Below are 5,378 nucleotides of genomic sequence, written 5' to 3' on the forward strand. Positions count from 1 at the left end.
ATGGTCAAGCTCGTTGTGATGTGACGATTCACTGCGACTGCCTTTTGGGTGGTTGTGGTTGTCGATATTTTTCAACGGAGAGTTTGATCCTGGCTCAGGACGAACGCTGGCGGCGTGCTTAACACATGCAAGTCGAACGGTAAGGCTCTTTCGGGAGTACACGAGTGGCGAACGGGTGAGTAACACGTGAGCAACCTGCCCTTGACTTCGGAATACCAGTTGGAAACAGCTGCTAATACCGGATATGACACTTGCCCTCCTGGGTGGGTGTGGAAAGCTCCGGCGGTCAGGGATGGGCTCGCGGCCTATCAGCTTGTTGGTGAGGTAATGGCTCACCAAGGCTTCGACGGGTAGCCGGCCTGAGAGGGCGACCGGCCACACTGGGACTGAGATACGGCCCAGACTCCTACGGGAGGCAGCAGTGGGGAATATTGCACAATGGGCGCAAGCCTGATGCAGCAACGCCGCGTGCGGGATGACGGCCTTCGGGTTGTAAACCGCTTTCAGTAGGGACGAAGCGCAAGTGACGGTACCTACAGAAGAAGGACCGGCTAACTACGTGCCAGCAGCCGCGGTGATACGTAGGGTCCGAGCGTTGTCCGGAATTATTGGGCGTAAAGGGCTTGTAGGCGGTCCGTCGCGTCAGGAGTGAAAACTCGGGGCTTAACCCCGAGCCTGCTTTTGATACGGGCGGACTAGAGGGATGCAGGGGAGAACGGAATTCCTGGTGGAGCGGTGGAATGCGCAGATATCAGGAGGAACACCGGTGGCGAAGGCGGTTCTCTGGGCATCACCTGACGCTGAGAAGCGAAAGCGTGGGGAGCAAACAGGCTTAGATACCCTGGTAGTCCACGCCGTAAACGGTGGGCACTAGGTGTGGGGGACATTCCACGTTCTCCGTGCCGAAGCTAACGCATTAAGTGCCCCGCCTGGGGAGTACGGCCGCAAGGCTAAAACTCAAAGGAATTGACGGGGGCCCGCACAAGCGGCGGAGCATGCGGATTAATTCGATGCAACGCGAAGAACCTTACCTGGGTTTGACATACACCGGAAAGCTGCAGAGATGTAGCCCCCGCAAGGTCGGTGTACAGGTGGTGCATGGCTGTCGTCAGCTCGTGTCGTGAGATGTTGGGTTAAGTCCCGCAACGAGCGCAACCCTCGTCCTATGTTGCCAGCGGGTAATGCCGGGGACTCATAGGAGACTGCCGGGGTCAACTCGGAGGAAGGTGGGGATGACGTCAAGTCATCATGCCCCTTAAGTCCAGGGCTTCACGCATGCTACAATGGCCGGTACAAAGGGCTGCGATACCGCAAGGTGGAGCGAATCCCAAAAAGCCGGTCTCAGTTCGGATTGGGGTCTGCAACTCGACCCCATGAAGTCGGAGTCGCTAGTAATCGCAGATCAGCAACGCTGCGGTGAATACGTTCCCGGGCCTTGTACACACCGCCCGTCAAGTCATGAAAGTCGGTAACACCCGAAGCCGGTGGCCCAACCCCTTGTGGGAGGGAGCCGTCTAAGGTGGGACTGGCGATTAGGACTAAGTCGTAACAAGGTAGCCGTACCGGAAGGTGCGGCTGGATCACCTCCTTTCTAAGGAGCATTGCGGCAGCGCACGGAAGTGTGTTTGTCCATGCGCTCAGTGCCAGGCCGTTCGTGTCTGGCTGGGCAGCTCTGGAATGTGGAACATTGACTATTGAGCCGGCGTCACGCTGCTGGCCTCGTGAGTACAACTCGTATCTTTCCGGTGACGGAAGGGTGGGGGAGTGGAAATCCGAGGCGAGGGTGGGGGTCGGTTTGGGCACGCTGTTGGGTCCTGAAATTTCGGTCGCCCGATCCCCTTTGAGGGGGTTGTCGCGGTTGGGTTTCAGTGCGGACCAGTGCCGGCCACCTGTGGGTGGCCGGTCTGCGCTACCGCCCGTGTGTTGAGAACTTCACAGTGGACGCGAGCATCTTTGTAGTAACAACAAGCTACTAAGGGCAATCGGTGGATGCCTAGGCACCAAGAGCCGATGAAGGACGTTGTAACCTGCGATAAGCCCCGGGGAGCTGGTAAACGAGCTTCGATCCGGGGATCTCCGAATAGGGAAACCTCGAAAGAAACCGGAGTAATGTCCGGCGACCTCCGCTTGAACACATAGGGCGGTTGGAGGGAACGTGGGGAAGTGAAACATCTCAGTACCCACAGGAACAGAAAACAACAGTGATTCCGTCAGTAGTGGCGAGCGAACGCGGAAGAGGCCAAACCGTATGTGTGTGATAGCTGACAGGCGTTGCATGTGCGGTGTTGTGGGGCCATTCTGATCGGGCTGTCATCCGGTCGAGCAGTCAAAAATGACACATGAAGTCGAAGCGTTCTGGGAAGGCGCGGCATAGCAGGTAACACCCCTGTAGACGTAAGTGTGTCACTGCTGAGTGTCACCCCAAGTAGCAGCCAACCCCTGAAATTGGCTGTGAATCCGGCGGGACCACCCGCTAAGCCTAAATACTCCTTGGTGACCGATAGCGGACTAGTACCGTGAGGGAAAGGTGAAAAGTACCCCGGGAGGGGAGTGAAATAGTACCTGAAACCGATTGCCTACAATCCGTCGGAGCTGAACCGCAAGGTGAGGTGACGGCGTGCCTTTTGAAGAATGAGCCTGCGAGTTAGTGGTATGTGGCGAGGTTAACCCGTGTGGGGAAGCCGTAGCGAAAGCGAGTCCGAACAGGGCGGTTGAGTCGCATGCTCTAGACCCGAAGCGGAGTGATCTATCCATGGCCAGGGTGAAGCGACGGTAAGACGTCGTGGAGGCCCGAACCCACCAGGGTTGAAAACCTGGGGGATGAGCTGTGGATAGGGGTGAAAGGCCAATCAAACTCCGTGATAGCTGGTTCTCCCCGAAATGCATATAGGTGCAGCGTCGCGTGTTTCTTGCCGGAGGTAGAGCACTGGATAGTCTAGGGGGCCCACAAGCTTACCGAAATTAGCCAAACTCCGAATGCCGGTAAGTTTAAGCGCGGCAGTGAGACTGCGGGCGATAAGGTTCGTAGTCGAGAGGGAAACAGCCCAGAACACCAGCTAAGGCCCCTAAGCGGTTGCTAAGTGGAAAAGGATGTGGAGTTGCGGAGACAACCAGGAGGTTGGCTTGGAAGCAGCCACCCTTGAAAGAGTGCGTAATAGCTCACTGGTCAAGTGATTCTGCGCCGACAATTTAGCGGGGCTCAAGCAATCCGCCGAAGCTGTGTCATCTGCGTAATACCCTCATTTCGATGCAGGGGCGTGGATGGGTAGGGGAGCGTCGTGTGCGCGGTGAAGCGGCAGGGTGACCTAGTCGTGGAGAGCACACGAGTGAGAATGCAGGCATGAGTAGCGAATGAGGAGTGAGAAACTCCTCCACCGAAAGACCAAGGGTTCCAGGGTCAAGCTAATCTGCCCTGGGTAAGTCGGGACCTAAGGCGAGGCCGACAGGCGTAGTCGATGGACAACGGGTTGATATTCCCGTACCGGCGCTAGCACGATCCTGCCGAGGCGAGCGATGCTAAGCACGCAAGTCGCACGGATCCTTCGGGTGATGTGTCGATGAGTCTGCGAACCGGACTTGTATTAGGCAAGCTGCGGAGGGACGCAGGAAGGTAGCTCATCCCGGGCGATGGTATCCGCAAGGTGATCCCGGGCTAAGTGTGTAGGGCGAGGTGTAGGTAAATCCGCATCTCATGAGCCTGAGACATGACGGCTGGTCGGCCTACGGGCCGGCGAGTGAGTGATCCTATGCTGCCTAGAAAATCTTCGTGAGCGAGTTCTAGAGCCGCCCGTACCCTAAACCGACTCAGGTGGTCAGGTAGAGAATACCAAGGTGATCGAGATAACCGTGGTTAAGGAACTCGGCAAAATGCCCCCGTAACTTCGGGATAAGGGGGGCCGGACGCGTTTGCCAGACTTGCTCTGGTTGGCGTGAAAGGCCGCAGAGACCAGGCCCAAGCGACTGTTTACTAAAAACACAGGTCCGTGCCAAGTCGTAAGACGATGTATACGGACTGACGCCTGCCCGGTGCTGGAACGTTAAGGGGAACTGTTAGCTGTGAGGCGAAGCGGTGAACTTAAGCGCCAGTAAACGGCGGTGGTAACTATAACCATCCTAAGGTAGCGAAATTCCTTGTCGGGTAAGTTCCGACCTGCACGAATGGCGTAACGACTTGGGCGCTGTCTCGACCACGGACTCGGCGAAATTGCACTACGAGTAAAGATGCTCGTTACGCGCAGCAGGACGGAAAGACCCCGGGACCTTCACTATAGTTTGGTATTGGTGTTCGGTACAGCTTGTGTAGGATAGGTGGGAGACTGTGAAGCGGCGACGCCAGTTGTCGTGGAGTCAACGTTGAAATACCACTCTGGTTGTTCTGGATATCTAACCTAGGTCCATCATCTGGATCAGGAACAGTGCCTGATGGGTAGTTTGACTGGGGCGGTCGCCTCCCAAAAGGTAACGGAGGCGCCCAAAGGTTCCCTCAGCCTGGTTGGCAATCAGGTTTCGAGTGTAAGTGCACAAGGGAGCTTGACTGTGAGAGGGACACCTCGAGCAGGGACGAAAGTCGGGACTAGTGATCTGACGGTGGCATGTGGAAGCGCCGTCACTCAACGGATAAAAGGTACCCCGGGGATAACAGGCTGATCTTGCCCGAGCGTCCATAGCGACGGCATGGTTTGGCACCTCGATGTCGGCTCGTCGCATCCTGGGGCTGGAGTCGGTCCCAAGGGTTGGGCTGTTCGCCCATTAAAGCGGCACGCGAGCTGGGTTTAGAACGTCGTGAGACAGTTCGGTCCCTATCCGCTGCGCGCGTAGGAGTCTTGAGGAGGGCTGTCCTTAGTACGAGAGGACCGGGACGGACGAACCTCTGGTGTGCCAGTTGTTCTGCCAAGAGCACGGCTGGTTGGCTACGTTCGGAAGTGATAACCGCTGAAAGCATCTAAGCGGGAAGCACGCTCCAAGATGAAGGCTCCCACAGGATAGCCTGGTAAGGCCCCCAGCAGAACACTGGGTGATAGGTCGGATGTGGAAGCACAGCAATGTGTGGAGCTGACCGATACTAATAGGCCGAGGGCTTGTTCCTACAAAGATGCTACGCGTCCACTGTGAGGTCTCTCGAGACACGGTCGAAAGGCCAGTCTCTCGACGAGAGATCGTTCGATATTTGAGGCTGGTTTCGTACCACATCTCCATAGAGTTTCGGTGATCACAGCGAAATGGGAAACACCCGGTTCCATTCCGAACCCGGAAGTTAAGCCTTTCAGCGCCGATGGTACTGCACGGGGGACCGTGTGGGAGACTAGGACGTCGCCGGACAACACACACACCTCAGGGCCGGCCACACATGTTGTGGCCGGCCCTGAGGTGTTTACGCA

General features: G+C 56.9%; 3 rRNA genes. All 3 read left to right on the forward strand.

Annotated features, from left to right (window positions below):
• Positions 1-71 precede the first annotated feature (71 nt).
• Positions 72-1,591 (forward strand): 16S ribosomal RNA (locus BMY04_RS22160).
• Positions 1,592-1,962: 371 nt separating this feature from the next.
• Positions 1,963-5,086 (forward strand): 23S ribosomal RNA (locus BMY04_RS22165).
• A gap of 115 nt (positions 5,087-5,201) precedes the next feature.
• A 5S ribosomal RNA gene (gene rrf, locus BMY04_RS22170) occupies positions 5,202-5,319 on the forward strand.
• The 16S, 23S and 5S rRNA genes sit together here, the layout of an rRNA operon.
• Positions 5,320-5,378 lie beyond the last annotated feature (59 nt).

The organism is Microlunatus flavus, from assembly GCF_900110855.1.
Taxonomy (GTDB): domain Bacteria; phylum Actinomycetota; class Actinomycetes; order Propionibacteriales; family Propionibacteriaceae; genus Microlunatus; species Microlunatus flavus.